The following is a 13,689-nucleotide window of genomic DNA, read 5'->3' on the forward strand; positions in this document are numbered from 1 at the left end:
GCATCGCCCGATCTGGCCTCGTAGATCAGGGGAATTCGGCATGGGTCGTACTACACCGCCTCGTCCGGTGGATCTGATCGCCATCTTCCCCGAATTGGCAGATCATGCCCGTACGGCCACGCGACTGCACCCTCGTCCCGGCGTTCCGGAGGAGATGCACAGTTCCGTCGGCGGGCGACTCCTGTGGCCGCCTGACGAGGTGTGGCCGGTCTGCCTAGAACAGCATGATGGGTACGATTTCCGGCGACCTGATGACGAGCGGCTTCGGCGGCGGGTGCTCATGGATGGGTGGAGCCGGACGATGCCTGGACAGAACCTGCAGCTCACGGAGCAGGAACGTGCGGATCTGGACCGGGCCGATCGGAACCTCGTCGTCGGGGAGGAACTCCCGCCGCTTCCGATGATGGCTGTCGCCCAACTGTTCGCGCGCGATGTGCCTGACCTCGCCTGTCCCGAGGGGACCGATCTGCTTCAGGTACTGTGGTGCCCTATCGACCATGAAGCGGGCAGTCCCCGTGTCTTCCTGCGGTGGCGTCGTTCCGCCGACGTCGTCGATGTTCTCGCTGACCAGCCTGAGCCGCCCTTGATGGAGTCGAACTACTACCTGCCGGAGCCGTGCCTCCTACACCCTGAGCAAGTGGTGGAGTACCAATACGCCGACCTGCTTCCGGAGCGGCTGCGGGAGCGAATCGAGGAGTGGGAGGAGGCAACCGAGCACGACTATCAGGATCTTTCCATAGCAGAGGGGTGGAAGGCCGGCGGATGGGCGTCGTGGCACCTCACCGACCCCTACCCGATGATGTGTGAATGCGGCCAAGACATGCGACTCCTCCTGACCGTCGCCAGCAACGAATGGTCTGCTGGCTACACCTGGCGGCCGATCGAGGATGAGCCGACCGGAACGGAACCGAGTTATCCAAGGACGCGCGAGCCCACAATGATCACGATTGGGCGCGGATATAGTCTCTGGATCTTCATCTGCCCCCGGTCGTTCGAGCATCCACATCAGACGATCATGCAATGACCGGGTGTTTCACCAGGTCGCCCCATCGCGTCAAGGTCCGAGCGAGCTTGGTGGACCCCTTGTTTAGGTCGACGCAGGTTGCTCAAGGCCAGGTCGGAGTTGTCGATCCGGCGGGCGTAACGCGTCGACGCGGGCTAGGCCACGCCACCCCCTTTGGCCGTGGAAGGAGTATCCGGGCACTGGTTATCGCGCGTCGAACATGAGCTGGTAGTGGGAGTAGTAGCCAGAAGATCGCCATACCAGCCGAGTGGCTCACGGCGCGGAGACCGCATCCGGCGCGCGAGTTCACGGTGTTCTCCCCTGGTGTCGGGCGTGTTCTTGGCTGTCCGGAGGCGAGGTGTTGCTCTAGGCGTTCGATACGCCTGACGAGTAACTGGAGTTACGGGTCACGGTCTCGGCCAGAGTTTGTGTCGGGTCGGGAGGTCTGGCGCGCAGGTGGACGTATCCGGCCAGAGCGGCGGTTACGGCGGCGAGTGCGAAGGAACGACGCCCGCTTTATTTGGGAGATTTGGGCGCGCATTTTGTCGGCGATGGCTGCGCTGCCGAGTCGGCGACCGAGTAGGCGCAGGTTGTTGGTGTCCGTGCTGAGGATCATCACAATTGTGGAATCAATGGGCGGCGACGGCTTCGATCCGGGCCGTGAGTTCCTCGGCCTGTTCTACCAGGTGAGCTAAAACGGCATTGGGTCTGCGGCCAGACGTAGTTCACCGCCGTGGGCAGTTCCTTCAGCCGGTCGCAGACCAGCATCAGGACATCACGAATCCCCCGGTTTTGAGTTCGGCCAGGACCTGCTGCCAGTACTTGGCGCCTCTACCACCTTCGCCGGCCCGCAGCCCAAAGATGTCCCTCGAACCCTCCACGGACTTCGTCGAACGCGTATTCTGCTTCATGATGTTCCTCCCCAGGAAACTCATGAGTACCAACTAGCGCCCCCTGGCCGGGAGTTACACCACTCACCGTACAGACCCGGCGAATCTGGTTGAGGTCACGGCGGCAAGCTACAAGGAGTACCTCGTCCAGCGGCGCAGACTCATGGCCGCGATCATGCGGGACTGTTTCCAAGCACTCTGATACTGAGGCGACGACATGACTCTTTCTGCTTACGAACAACGGGAGTGGGACCGACTCCAGAAGCGAAAGGCGGCTTCCCTCAATAAGCAGGCGAGGAACCTCCTTCCGCAGCCAGCCCGAGACCGACTCGCTTCGCTCGGCCAGAAGGCGACGAGCACCCCGGGCGCCAATGTGGCTGCCGCCCACGGCGTAGCCGCGAAGGGTCTCAGCAAAGCTGTGGGAGGCACCGCAAGCAGGACAGTGAGCAAGAAGCGTGTCGTTGGGCAGTATCGACGTGCCGGACACGACATCGCCGGGTTGGACGAGATCCGCGAGCTCGACCTGCGGGTCGTCGATGAGGTCGCGAGGCACAATTTGGTTCGGTACGGCCACGCGCTTTCGGCAGCGGCAACTGGCCTTGGATCCGCTGCAGCCGTAACAGGCGGAGAGCTGCTTGCCGCCGCCGGCACAATCGCCGGCGCAGGTGCGCGTGCGGCACCCGGACTCGGAACCGTGGCCGGGGCGATGGTCGCCGACACTGCAATAATGCTCGCCCTTGCCACTCGAACGGTCGCCACCACAGCTCTCTACTACGGCTACTATCCAAGCGATCCCGAAGAGGAACTCTTCGTGATGTCTGTGATTACTCTCGGAATGTCCACAGGCACATCGGCGAAGGCGGTCGCGTACCGCGAACTGTCTCAACTCACCCAGTTGCTTGCGAGGAACGCTTCTTGGGCCAAGTTGAACGAGAAGGTTCTCACCAAGATCGTTCAGGCATTCGCAGCGAAGTTCACGCACCAGCTGACGAAGAAAAAGCTCGGGCAGTTCGTGCCCATCGCTGGCATGGCTGTCGGCGCAGGGCTGAGCTACATGCACATCGATCGAATCGCCGTTTCGGCGCGCGACGCGTATCGCGAACGCTTCTTGATCGAGAAGTCAGACGGCGACCTGACCTGTGACCCGAACTACGGCGACGCCGACCTTGCGCAGAACGATAACGCGATCGGCGTGTTCGAACTGCTCCGGGAGGAGGATGCTCTGCCGACGTCTACCCCCTCCGGCTCCGAGGACCAGCCGGACAACTGAGCTCGGCAAAATACCGCAGTGATACCCCAGGAGAACCGTAAGGGGTTCATGTGGTGTTCCCTCGGACAGATGGCCGCCCGATAGACCCACGCCACGACTGGGAGGAATGGAAAGAGATTCCAGCCGAGGCCAAGGTCCGAGATGCCCGGGTCCACGACGGTCGTCACACCGCAGGGACCCTTCTATGACATCTTCAAAACTGCAACGGAGAATGCAACGGGAAACGATCACAGGGCGTCTCCCGGAAGGGAAACGCCCTGGTCAAAGTGGAGCCGCCTTGGGGAATCGAACCCCAGACCTACGCATTACGAGTGCGTCGCTCTGGCCGACTGAGCTAAGGCGGCGGTGCTGCGAACAGCGAGGTCGAGTCTACAGGGTTTGGAGTGGTTCTCGCGCCTGGGTTAGCACCGGGTCCCGGCCGCCGGAGGTTTGAGGTTGATCAAGTAGTCGTCGACGGCGGAGTCGATGCAGCTGGAGCCGGACATGTAGGCGGTGTGGCCGTCGCCGTCGTACGTGAGGAGGACGCCCGAGGTGAGCTGCTCGGCCAGACCCTCGGCCCACTCGTACGGCGTGGCCGGGTCGCGCAGGGTGCCCACCACGACGATGGGAGGCGCTCCGGGGGCCGTGAGCCTGCGGTCGGGGTCGGGGCCCTTGGCCGGCCAGTACGCGCACGGCAGCGAGTCCCACATCACGAACTGCCCGAAGCGGGGAGCGAGCTTCCCGGCCGCGGTGGCGGCTTTGTCGTAGGCGGGCGTGTCGAGCGGGTAGACGTGGTCCACACAGTTGACGGCTTTGTTGGCCTCGGTCTGGTTCGTGTAGGTGCCGTCGGCACGGCGGCCGAGCAGGATGTCGGCGAACCGGAGCAGGTAGGTGCCATCGCCCTGGAAGGCGGTCTTCAGGGCTTCGCGGAGGACGTTCCAGGACTTCCGGTCGTACAGCGGGGTGGCGATGCCGAACGCCAGCCAGGTGTCGTTGATCTCGCGGCCGTCGCCGAGGGTGTTGCGCAGGGGCTGCTTGTCGGCCTGGCGGAGCAGGGCGGTGATCTCGTCCAGGGCGCCCTCGACCGTGGTGCTGCGGAAGGGACAGTTGGGGGCTTCCAGGCAGTCTTCGATGAACGCGGTCAGCGCGACCTCGAAGCCCTTGGACTGGAGTTCGTTCATCTTGAGCGCGGACACGGCCGGGTCGACGGCGCCGTCGAGCACGAGGGCCCGGACCTTCGTGGGGAACAGGTCGGCGTAGGTCGCGCCGAGGTAGGTGCCGTAGGACTTGCCGAGGTAGGTCAGCCCTTCGTCACCGACGATCGCCCGCAGGACGTCCATGTCGCGGGCGGCGTCCGCCGTGCCCACGTGCGGGAGGAGTTTGGCGGATTTCTCCTGGCATTTGGTGGCGAAGGCGCGGGAGCCTTCTTCCATCTGGGTGGTTTCGGCCGCGGAGTCTGGACTCATGTCGAGGCCGAGGTAGGCGTCCAGGTCAGGGCCGGACATGCAGGTCACGGGGGTGGATTCGCCCACACCGCGAGGGTCGAAGCCGACGATGTCGAAGCGTTCGCGCACGTCGGCGCTCACCTGGGATCGAGCGGCTCTGGTGTATTCGATGCCGGAACCGCCCGGACCGCCGGGATTGAGGAGCAGTGAGCCGATACGCTCGCCGGAGGCGGCCAGCCGGATGACGCTGATCTCGATCCGCTCGCCGTCGGGCGCGTCGTAGTCGAGCGGCACCTGGACGCGCGCGCACTCGAAGTCGTCGCCGCAGTCCCGCCAGTCGGGTTTCTGGCCGTAGAACGCGGCCAGGCCCGAGTCGGGCGCGGTCGATGCCAGCGGTGCTTCTTCTGCACCGGTGCACCCCGCGCCGACCAGAGCGACCAGAGCCATAACCACGAGGGGACGCTTCACGCTCGAAAGCCTACCCAGCCACTCTCAGTACTCGGCCGCATCATCCACAGGTTAATCTTCGGCGGCGGCGTCCACGGGCTCCTCATAAGCCGCTTCGTACGCCTTTCGCGGCGCGCACACACTCGCCTTCGAGCACGCGCACCGCCGCCCTCCGTCGTTCAGGCGGACGATCACCGAGTCGGCCGGCACGTTGTGCCCGACGACTACTCCGGGCCCTTCGGGCGTTTCCACCGTCGACCCCGTACGCGGCGCGCTGGCGCGAAACTCCCCGTACAGCGGGTGTTCGTACTTCAGGCAGCACATCAGCCGCCCGCAGGCCCCGGCGATTCGCAGGGGATTGACGGGAAGGTCCTGGTCTTTCGCCATCCGTACGGAAACGGGCTCGAAGTCCTTGAGGAAGGTGGCGCAGCAGAGGTCGCGTCCGCACGGTCCGATGCCGCCCTGGAGGCGGGCCTCGTCGCGGGGGCCGATTTGGCGGAGTTCGACCCGGGCGCGCAGGTTACGCGCGAGATCGCGGACCAATGCCCGGAAATCCACCCGGTGCGGCGCCGAGAAGTAGACGGTGTAGACGTTCTCCTCGTCCACGTAGTCGACGCCGATCACCTTCATGGGCAGGTCGTGGCGTTTGATGAGGCGTTTGGACACGCTGCGGGCCTCGGCGCGGCGCCGCCGGTTGGCCTCGTCGCGGTTGAGGTGTTCCTCGCCCGCGATTCCCGCGCAGACCGGCAGCCCGCCGACGTCCTCGCTCACCCACTGCGGCGCCCAGATGCACTCGGCGACCTCGTTGCCGGCTTCGGTGGGCACCAGAACCTTGTCGCCGACCTTGGGGCTGTGCTCGCCCGGATCAAGGTAGTAGAGCCGCCCATACCGGGTGAAGCTCACGGCCATCATCATGCCCAACGAGCCGGCCTCCTCTGTCTGGTACGCCTCACGGCCACCCTACGTGGAGTCGAGCGCGTGACGCGATGAGATCACCAGGCGATTTCCGTCCCGAATGACCCCATGTATGTAAATTCGGCGTTGGGGAGCAGCGGACGGTACTTACCGTCGGTGACAGTGCCGATCTCACCGTCTTTCCGGATGAGGAGGTTGTCGCCGGTTCCGTCCACATCCAGAAGCTGCATCGCCGTCTCCTTCGAGCGGAACAGCATCTCCTGAGGCGTGCCGTCCTCCGCGCTGAAAGCGACGATGCCAGAATCGCCGTCATGGCGCCGAGGAGTGCCGCCCACGACCTCCACGCGACGGGAGCCCAGGAGCCCGAGCAGCCGCTCGCCGTCGGGGGAGAGATGGATCCCGGAGAACCCGCCCCAGAGCCCTTCGAACGTGTCCGGCAATTTCACCGTACGCGCCTGGTCCAGGTTGTCCCCCGGCGCGGTGGTGTCCAGGACGCTGACGAGCGGCGGATCGGCACATACCGAAATCGCCGAACCCGCCCGCCACACGGCGAATCTGCACGACGACATCTCCAACGGCATCGGGACGGGCACCGCGTTCCCGGACGGAGTGCCAGGACTCGGCACGAGAGTGATCGTCGCGGTGGGAACCGGAACACTCGATTCCGGCCTGGCGGGCTCGATCTCGACCGGGTTGACGGGCGGATCGGTCAACGACGTTGGGGGCACTGTCTCGACTGGGATGGAAGGCGTGACGGTCGCCGTCACCGTCGGGTCGGGAATCGCGGTCGGGGGTGCCACCGGCTGCACGGTGACGGTCGCCGTCACCTCCGGCGGGAAATTGGGGTTGCCGACCCGCGGATCCGGCGTGGGCGCGGCGGTCGCGATCACCTTGGGCGGTAGGGAGCCGGGGGTGATGCTCGGCTCGGGGACGCCGGGAACAGCCGTGACGCTGGGCTCCGAGGCCGCCGTCACCTGCGACATGGTCCGCTGGAACGCGACCTTCGAACCGTCGGCGCTCATCGACAGGCTCAACAGGCCGACCCCCTCCGGCGAGGCCCAGGTACGGCTCTCGCCGGTCGCCGTGTCCATGACCACGAGCTTGCCGCCGATTTCGCCGGGCGCGCACGGATGCAACGCGTACGCCAGCTTCGAGCCGTCCCCGCTCACGGCGAGCGAGACGATCTGGTTGCCGGGGGGAGGTGTGGCGGATGCAGTACCGAACTGGGAGATTTTGCCGTTCTCGTCCAGCATCATGCGGTACAGCGAGGAGCCGCACGAGCCGGTCGAACTGGCGGCGTAGAAGAGGCGATTGTCCTGGGCGGCCTGGAGCAAGGAGAACCGCGTGCCGTCGCCGGGATCGGAGATCCTGTCCGTCTCCGCGCCTCCGTCGACGGCTCGGACGATGATCGCCGACGAGGGGCGCGCGTCCACGAAGAATTTGGGCGGGGAGGCGGGGGCCGCGGCCGAGCTGAGTCCGCCGCCGGCCACGAAGACGGTGCCGCCCGCGATCGCCGCCATCACCGCGGTCGCCGCCGCCACGGGCACCAACCAGCTCATTCTCGGACGGCTCGGCTCAAGTTCCAGCGGGCGGACGTTCTCGATGGTCTCCCCGGTCGCCCGGGCCGCGTCGGTCAGCCGGTTGATGATCTCGTTCACGTACGTTCTCCCAGCAGACGTCCGAGCGCGTCCAGCGCCCGGGACGTGGTGGACTTCACGGTGCCCCGGCTGACACCCATGACCTGGGCGGTCTCCTCCTCCGACAGCTCCGCGTAGTAGCGCAGCAGCAGGGATTCGCGCTGCCGTGCGGGCAGCCGGTGCAGCGCGGCCATGACCTCGCGGCGCTCGGCCCCGAGCAGCGCCGCCGACTCGGCCGACCACACCGGCGGCTCGTACGTCCCGGCCAGCATCGACGGCAGCCGACGACGCCGCAGCACCGACCGCGAATTGTTCAGTACGGCGCTGCGTAAATACACCAGCGCCTTATCCGGATCCCGGAGATGGCGAAACCGCCGGTGCAGGCCGAGAAACGCGTCCTGGACGACGTCTTCGGCGCTCTCCCGATCCCCGACCATGAGCAGGGCGAGCCGCGCCAGGCCGAGCGCGTGCTCGGCGTAGAGCCCGGTGATCGCCTGCTCGTGTTCCCCGGGAGGTTTGTGGAGGTCCATGATTTCGGCCTGCATATTCCAGAGACGCGGGAACGGGGCCGAGGTTGCTCTTATCCTCGGGGATTTCTGAGGGACAGCGTCATCGCCTCGACGGCGATCTGCGGATTGACGTTCGCGGCCAGGCGTTCGCGGCACAGCAGGATCGCGTCCACGCGGCGCAGCGTGTCCTCCGGGGTGCCAGTGCGGGCGAGATGGTCGAGATCGGCGCGGCGGTCCTCATTGGCCAATTCGATCTGGGCGCCGAACTGCACGGCGAGGACGTCGCGGTAGAGCGCCATCAGGTCCAGCAGGGCGAGGTCGAGGGATTCGCGCTTGATTCGGGTGGCGCGGGATTTCTGGGCGTTCTCCAGTTCTTTCAGCGCGCCGGCGCCGCCACGGATCAGGCCTTTGTTGAGGCCTTTGCCGGATGATCCTTCGCCGTAGAGGGCCCGGAGTTCGTTGACTTCCGTTTCGTTGAGTTCGGCGGTCGCGGCGGCGGCGTCCTCGTCGGCCGTTTTGACGAGTCGTTCCGCGGCGGTGATGCATTCGGCGACGCCGGTGAGACTTCTCGGAATGGCCAGTACGGCGTCGCGGCGGTGGCGCACCTGTTCGTCGAGGGCGAGACGGCGGGCGCGGGAAAGGTGGCCCTGGGAGGCGCGGGCGGCTGAATCGGCGATGCCTGGGGGGATGTTGTCGCGGGTTTTCAGGACGTGGGCGACGGCCTGGGTGGAGGGGGTGCGGAGGGTGATGACGCGGCAGCGGGAGCGGATGGTGACGATCATGTCGTCCGCGGCGGGGGCGCAGAGAAGCCAGACGGTGCGGGGCGGGGGTTCCTCGATGGCTTTGAGGAGGGCGTTGGCGGCTTGTTCCGTGGCGCGGTCGGCGTCCTCGAACAGGACGATGCGCCAGCCGCCGAGGGTTGCGCGGCCTGCTGCCCGCAGGATCAGTTCCCGGGTCTGTTTGACGCTGTAGGAGAGGCCTTGGGGGCGTACGGACTCGAGGTCCGGGTGGGAGCCGACCTCGACCTGGTGGCAGGAGTCGCAGTGGCCGCAGCCCTGGGTGGGGCAGAGGAGGGCGGCGGCGAAGGCTTTGGCGGCGGCGGATCTGCCGGAGCCGGGGGGGCCGGTGAAGAGCCAGGCGTGGGTCATGCCGGTGCCTCGGCCGCCGGTGAGGGTTTCGGCGGCGGCCGAAGCGGCTTGCTTCAAGACGATGGCAGCTTGCTCCTGCCCTACAAGATCATCGAACACACCCACGCTGCCAGGGTAGTCTCTGCGCCCGACACCGGTTCCCTGATCTCGTTGCTTCGCCTGCCTGTGAGTTAGTGGGCTTGGATGGCCTCATGATTGCGGTGGCTCTCCCCACCCACCCACCCTTTGTCGAGCTGGCGCTCTGCCCCCTTCCCCGGAGCTCGCCGGCATGCCCGGCACTGATTACGGTGGTTCTCCCACCCACCCACCCTTTGTCGAGCTGGCGCTCTGCCCCCTTCCCCGGAGCTCGCTGACATGCCCGGCACTGATTGCGGTGGTTCCCCCACCCACCCACCCTTGATCACGGGCTTCGCCCGTCCCCCGCGTCGAGCCGCTGGAGGCGGGATGGCGGGGGCGAGGCCCGGCATGGGATGGCGGGCGGAGCCTGGTCCGGGGGCGGCGGGCGGAGCCCGCAAGCATAAGGGTGGGTGGGTGGGGAACCCCCCGCAAGCAATAAAGGGTGACTGGGAACCCACCGGCAAACAACGGGTGGGAACCCATCGGAAGATCTCGTCTGGCAATCGGTCGTAGGTCGGCATGCCGCCCGGATGCCCGCTCGGTAAGCGCGCCGCGCAGCGGCAATAAGGGTGGGTGGGTGGGAGAACCCCCGCAAGCAATAAACCCCGGAGCCCGGCCAAACACCGGACTCCAGGGCTTCGAGGCAACGCTAGTCGCGAATGGCGGGCATGGTTCCCGTGTTCGCCTCCGCCTCCAGGGGAACCGGATCAGGCAGGATCTCGCGGACCTTGTCCTGAATGAGGCGGGTCACATCCCCCTGCGAAAGAGTGCCATCGACCACGAAGTAACGGTCGGGTTCCGCCGCCGCGAGGGAGCGGAACTCACGGCGGACGCGCTCGTGGAAGTCCATCGGCTCGGATTCGATGCGGTCCGCCGGGGACGCGAATCTCCGCAATCCCACCGAGGGCGGCACATCGATGAGAACAGTCAGATCAGGAACCAAGCTCCCCGTAGCCCAAGCGTTGATCTTCGCCACGTCCTCGGTCTGAAGGGAACGCCCAGCCCCCTGATAAGCGAGCGACGAGTCCACATACCGATCACAGACCACCATAGACCCGCGAAACAAAGCCGGTCGGATGACCTTCTCGACATGCTCCGCCCGGTCCGCCGCGTACAAAAGAGTCTCCGCCCGAGCGGAAAGCCCCTGATGAGTGGAGTCCAGAAGAATCGCCCGCAACCGCATGCCGACCTTCGTAGACCCGGGCTCACGCGTCTGCACGACATCGAACCCCTGGTCACGAAGCCAGATCGCGAGAAGCCGGGACTGCGTGGTCTTGCCGGAACCCTCACCGCCCTCGAAGGCGATGAACATCCCCCGAGCCTGCTCGTCCTCATCGGGAACGAACCGCTCCCCCCGAACCGCCGCAAGCAGATCCACACCGAGCGGAATCCCACGCCGATCATCCATGTGCCTGAGCGCCAGCACCCCGACGATCACCGCGACCAACGCCCCGATGAGCATCACCAGGTTGGACCCGTCGAACCGGTAGCTCATGCCGCCGATGACGAACGGATGACTCCCGAACAGACCCGCCAGCGTGGACCCGAACGCCACCACCAGCAGCAACACCACCCGCGCCAGCGACTGCAGGAACGAGAACGTCCGCCCCCGCAGCTGGTCCTCGACCTCCAGTCCGATCATCGTGTACCCGATGATCCACGCGATTCCCGCGCACGCCCCCAGCACGACCGTGAGCATGACCACGATCACCAGGTTGTGGATGAGCGCGGTCGCCACCAGCACCACACCGGCCAGAATGATCGACAACCCGAACAGCCGCCGCCGCGACAGCTCCTTCAGCAGGCGCAGCCCGAAGAACATCCCCAGCGCCATACCGACAAAAACCGCACCGAACACCGTTCCGTACGCGGCGTCGCCCCCCTGCAACGCCCCCACGTAAGCCTTGGCCACCCCGACCACGGCCCCACCGGCCGCGAACGCCCCCAGCATCCCGATGACCAGCCCCCGGACGGTACGGTTCGCACCCACGAACCGCCAGCCCTCCACGATCTGCCGGAGCACCGACGGCTCGGTGGCCCCCGCGTGCCCCCTCGGGATGTCACGTAACGTGAAGATCAGCCCCGCCGACACGAGGTACGCCAAGGCGTTGATCCCCAGCGCCAGATCGGTCGGCTGCGCCGTGAACGACGGCGCCAGCGAGTTGATCATGCTCACGATCACCGACAGGACCGCGAAGAGCGCGGCGGCCAGCGGCGCGGTGCCGTACGTGACGAGCAGGTTGAGCTGGTTGGCCTCTTCCAGGCGGTCCTTGGGCACCAGGTTGGGGACGGTCGCGTCCTTGGCCGGGACCCAGAACAGGTTCACGCACTCGACCAGGAACGTGGCGATCACGATCCACTGGTAGCTGCCGATCAGCGGGATCGAGAGCACGACCGCGAACCGGGACACGTCCGCCAGGACCATGGTGAGGCGGCGGTCGAACCGGTCGGCGAAGGCTCCGGCCAGGGGTCCGAGCAGGATCGCGGGCAGCATCTTGGCGATGAAGACGCCGCCGATGGCCAGGCTCTGCGTCTGGTAGCCGTCGTCCTGCGTGAGGTTACCGGCGAGGGCCGTGAGCGCGATGATGTTGAGCCAGTCACCGAGGCTGCAGACCGACATGGCCGTCCACAGCCTGCGGAAAGGTGCGTTCGCCAGCACATGTGGGGGCTTGCGGCGAGGGACCGCCCGGCCAGGGGTGCTCATGATGTCAGCGTATCCAGGTTGTTCGCTGGGCTTGGGGAGAAATGAGCGGGCCGGATTTGCCCCGCCTGCTCATCACCTGAGGGTATTACGTCACAGCTGTCCACCGCAGTCAGGTAGACACGATCGTCATTTCGCGTTTGCCTCCCCCGCGCCGCTCTGTTCTCGCTGCTCACACCGCGCCCATCGGCCCCCGACGCGCCGCCGGATACGACGCGATCGCCGGGTGCTCGCCGCTCCCGGGCACGGTTGACGTAGGTGGCGCTCCTCGCCACACCGGTGCCGAAATCGGCCGCGTCAGGCTCGGAGTTCGATCAAGGTGATCTCCGGGGGCGCCCCGACGCGAACCGGGGGTCCCCAGAAGCCGGCGCCCCGGGTGACGTACACCTGGGTTCCTTCGACGACGTGGAGGCCCTGCACGGCCGGCTGCTGGAGGGGGACGATCAGGTTGAAGGGCACCATCTGGCCGCCGTGGGTGTGGCCGGAGAGCTGCAGGTCGACCCCGTACGGCGCGGCGTCGTAGACCTGGACGGGCTGGTGGGAGAGCAGGACGACGGGCCGGTCGGCGCTCCGCCCGGCGAGAGCGCCCGCCATGTCGGGCCCGTCGTTCACGGCGGCGCCGTTGACGTCGTTGACGCCGGCCAGGTCGAGGGTGGCGCCCGCGTGCTCGATCGCCACGCGTTCGTTGCGCAGGGAGCGGATGCCGAGGCTGTTGAGCTCGTTGATCCACTCCTGGGGGCCGTTGGCGGTGTAGTACTCGTGATTGCCCGTCACGAAATATGAGCCATAGCGGGATTCGAGGCTCTTGAGCGGGCGGGCCATCGGGCCCAGTTCGGCGACCGTCCCGTCCACGAGGTCGCCGACGATCGCGACGATGTCGGCCTCCAGGCCGTTGATCATCCGGACGATGCGCTCGGTGTGCCTGATCCCGGTCAGCGGTCCCAGGTGGATGTCGCTCACGGCGGCGATGCGCAGCCCGCTCATGCGCGGGTCCAGCCGGGCCAGCCGCACCGGCACCCGTTCGATGACGGGGTCGCCGAAGGCGGTGCGCACGCCGTACCCCACCGTGGCGATGGCCCCCACGCCGGCGACGGCCGCGACCGTACGCGAAAGGAACAGGCGTCGATCGACCTGGGGGGCTACCGAACCCTCGTCGAGGGCTACTTCGACGTCCTGAGCGAGCACAGGACCGCCGGCGGGCACCGGAACCGCGATCACCCGGTTCGACTCACGCCGTGCCCGGCGGCCGAGCACGATCGACACGACCGCCCGGGGGATCTCCAGAACGATCAGGATGACCGCCAGGTAGAACATGGTCGCCATCCACAGGTATCCGGGCCAGGCGAGCGCGTGCCCGGTCTCCGACGGGATGACCCGGGTGCCGATCAGGGCCACCAGCAGCAGCCCGGCCAGCACGACCAGCGTCCACGTCAGGATGCGCCGCCCCCGCCCCGGCACGGTCGTCCCCCGGACCAGCCGGCGCCACAGGTAGTAGTGGACCCCGGCCAGCACGACTAAAACGAAAGCGAGAAATCCCACGACCTGCCCCACTCCGACCTCCGCCTTGGGCGGACCGGCCGCCAACGTCCCCCCGCAATGCTACGAGCCCGCACCCCGCTCGACGGCAC

The 13,689-nt window shown here is 66.8% G+C and carries 10 protein-coding genes and 1 tRNA gene; 2 read left to right on the forward strand and 9 right to left on the reverse strand.

Going from position 1 to position 13,689, the window contains the following annotated elements:
- The first annotated feature begins 67 nt into the window (after positions 1-67).
- On the forward strand, positions 68-1,024 hold the full coding sequence (locus tag Aph01nite_RS26835) for a hypothetical protein (RefSeq protein WP_204043776.1): 957 nt from the start codon (positions 68-70) through the stop codon (positions 1,022-1,024).
- Between the two features lie 746 nt (positions 1,025-1,770).
- Here Aph01nite_RS26835 and Aph01nite_RS26840 read toward each other — a convergent pair.
- Positions 1,771-1,914, reverse strand: coding sequence for a hypothetical protein (locus tag Aph01nite_RS26840; protein WP_204043777.1), 144 nt, complete (start codon positions 1,912-1,914; stop codon positions 1,771-1,773).
- A gap of 196 nt (positions 1,915-2,110) precedes the next feature.
- Between Aph01nite_RS26840 and Aph01nite_RS26845 the strand changes: the two genes are divergently transcribed.
- Positions 2,111-3,163: an EcsC family protein gene (locus tag Aph01nite_RS26845; RefSeq protein WP_204043778.1), complete on the forward strand. Its 1,053-nt coding sequence runs from the start codon at positions 2,111-2,113 to the stop codon at positions 3,161-3,163.
- A gap of 267 nt (positions 3,164-3,430) precedes the next feature.
- Here Aph01nite_RS26845 and Aph01nite_RS26850 read toward each other — a convergent pair.
- From Aph01nite_RS26850 to Aph01nite_RS26885, 8 genes are all read right to left on the reverse strand, one after another.
- Positions 3,431-3,507 (reverse strand) — tRNA-Thr (locus Aph01nite_RS26850).
- 57 nt (positions 3,508-3,564) lie between these two features.
- The gene (locus tag Aph01nite_RS26855) at positions 3,565-5,034 is read right to left on the reverse strand and encodes an alpha/beta hydrolase (protein ID WP_204043779.1); all 1,470 of its coding nucleotides are present in this window, start codon (positions 5,032-5,034) and stop codon (positions 3,565-3,567) included.
- 72 nt (positions 5,035-5,106) lie between these two features.
- The gene (locus Aph01nite_RS26860; RefSeq protein ID WP_204043828.1) at positions 5,107-5,949 is read right to left on the reverse strand and encodes a PSP1 domain-containing protein; all 843 of its coding nucleotides are present in this window, start codon (positions 5,947-5,949) and stop codon (positions 5,107-5,109) included.
- Between the two features lie 77 nt (positions 5,950-6,026).
- On the reverse strand, positions 6,027-7,607 hold the full coding sequence (locus Aph01nite_RS26865) for a TolB-like translocation protein (RefSeq protein ID WP_204043780.1): 1,581 nt from the start codon (positions 7,605-7,607) through the stop codon (positions 6,027-6,029).
- The gene (locus tag Aph01nite_RS26870; RefSeq protein WP_204043781.1) at positions 7,604-8,131 is read right to left on the reverse strand and encodes a SigE family RNA polymerase sigma factor; all 528 of its coding nucleotides are present in this window, start codon (positions 8,129-8,131) and stop codon (positions 7,604-7,606) included. Before Aph01nite_RS26870 ends, Aph01nite_RS26865 begins: the two co-directional genes overlap by 4 nt.
- A 35-nt stretch (positions 8,132-8,166) precedes the next feature.
- The gene (locus Aph01nite_RS26875; RefSeq protein WP_204043782.1) at positions 8,167-9,348 is read right to left on the reverse strand and encodes a DNA polymerase III subunit delta'; all 1,182 of its coding nucleotides are present in this window, start codon (positions 9,346-9,348) and stop codon (positions 8,167-8,169) included.
- Between the two features lie 661 nt (positions 9,349-10,009).
- Positions 10,010-12,064: a dTMP kinase gene (gene tmk, locus Aph01nite_RS26880; protein ID WP_204043783.1), complete on the reverse strand. Its 2,055-nt coding sequence runs from the start codon at positions 12,062-12,064 to the stop codon at positions 10,010-10,012.
- A 294-nt stretch (positions 12,065-12,358) separates the two neighbouring features.
- Positions 12,359-13,600, reverse strand: a complete 1,242-nt coding sequence (locus tag Aph01nite_RS26885; protein WP_204043784.1) for a metallophosphoesterase — start codon at positions 13,598-13,600, stop codon at positions 12,359-12,361.
- Between the last annotated feature and the right edge of the window lie 89 nt (positions 13,601-13,689).

The organism is Acrocarpospora phusangensis, assembly GCF_016862995.1.
Lineage (GTDB): Bacteria > Actinomycetota > Actinomycetes > Streptosporangiales > Streptosporangiaceae > Acrocarpospora > Acrocarpospora phusangensis.